The following is a 1,428-nucleotide window of genomic DNA, read 5'->3' as shown; positions in this document are numbered from 1 at the left end:
TGAAGTGACCCCCGGGAGTTGGACACCAGATCCAACCCCGAGGGATACATGAACAGATACGACGCGCGTTTCAAACTGCTGGTCGCCAAGGAGGCCTGCAAGACCTCCACATCGGTCAAAGCCATTGCCCGTCGCCACGGCCTGGAGTTCTCCACGGTCAGGCGCTGGGTGGCGACCTATCGGCTGCATGGTTGGCGGGGATTTCATCGCCAGGCCCGGTCCTATGACCTCCCGTTCAAGCTGGCTGTCCTGGAGAAAATGAGCCAGGACGGCCTGTCCGGGCGGGAGGCCACCACCTACTTTCAGATTGGCGATGCCGGCGCGGTGGGACGATGGCGGCGCCTGTATGCTCAAGGCGGTGCCCAAGCGTTGGCACCCCCTCCGCCGCCGCCCCGAAAGCCGATGAAAAAGACCCGTTCGTCCAAGCCGCCTGAGGATATGAGCCGCGATGAGCTGCTCAAGGAAGTCGCCTATCTGCGTGCGGAGACCGACTACCTAAAAAAACTCGATGCCTTGATCCGGGAAGAGCAGGTGGCGCAGGACGCAAAGCGCAAGCCGTCCAAGGATTGAGGCAGGTTCATACGCTGTCGCTTCTGCTCGAAGCAGCTGAGCTGTCACGCAGTACGTTCTATTACCAGAACCATGTCCTGGCCCATCCGGATCAGGACGAGGCACAGCTGTGCGAGCGCATCCGTGCAATCTACGATCAAAGCCAAGGGCGCTATGGCTATCGCACGGTGACGCTGGAATTAGCCAATCAGGGTCATCGGACCAATCACAAGCGGGTTCAGCGCCTGATGGGGGAGATGGGGCTGAAATCGCGGGTGCGTGTGAAGCGCTACCAGGCCTTCAAGGGGGCGGCCAATGTTGTGGTTGGCAATGACCTCAATCGCCAGTTCCATGCCGAGCGGCCCAACCAGAAGTGGGTGACTGACGTGACCGAGTTCAAGGTGCAGGGCATGAAGCTGTACCTGTCGCCGATCATGGATCTCTACAACGGCGAAATCGTGGCTTATCAGATCAAGCGTCGGCCCGTATTTGATCTGGTGGGCCAAATGCTGGAGGAGGCCATCAAGAAGCTTTCCCCGGATGAGCGCCCCATGATCCACTCCGACCAGGGCTGGCAGTACCAGCATGAAAACTACCGGCACATGCTGGAAAAGCACTCGTTGAAGCAAAGCATGTCCCGGCGCGGCAACTGCCTGGACAATGCGGCGATGGAGAGCTTCTTTGGAACGCTGAAGTCGGAATTCTTCTACCTGAACAGCTTTGACAGCCTCGAGAGTCTGGAGGCTGGGCTGGTGGAATACATCCAGTACTACAACGAAGAACGCATCAAACTGAAACTGAAAGGTCTGAGCCCGGTAAAGTACCGGGAGCAGGCCCAATCGGCCGCGTGACCCCGTCCAAGTCTCGGGGGTCACTTCA

General features: G+C 59.0%; 1 protein-coding gene. It reads left to right on the top strand.

Features of this window, described 5'->3' with window-relative positions:
- The first annotated feature begins 48 nt into the window (after nt 1-48).
- Nucleotides 49-1,400 (top strand): IS3-like element ISStma2 family transposase gene (locus tag V3B46_RS21670; RefSeq protein WP_154261865.1). Its coding sequence is split into 2 segments (ribosomal slippage): nt 49-496 and nt 496-1,400, totalling 1,353 coding nucleotides; the frame shifts between segments, so codons are not numbered across the junction.
- Nucleotides 1,401-1,428: the final 28 nt, after the last annotated feature.

It is taken from the genome of Stenotrophomonas sp. SMYL11, assembly GCF_036320005.1.
Taxonomy (GTDB): Bacteria; Pseudomonadota; Gammaproteobacteria; order Xanthomonadales; family Xanthomonadaceae; genus Stenotrophomonas; species Stenotrophomonas maltophilia_A.
This window is presented reverse-complemented; position numbering and strand designations above follow the sequence as displayed.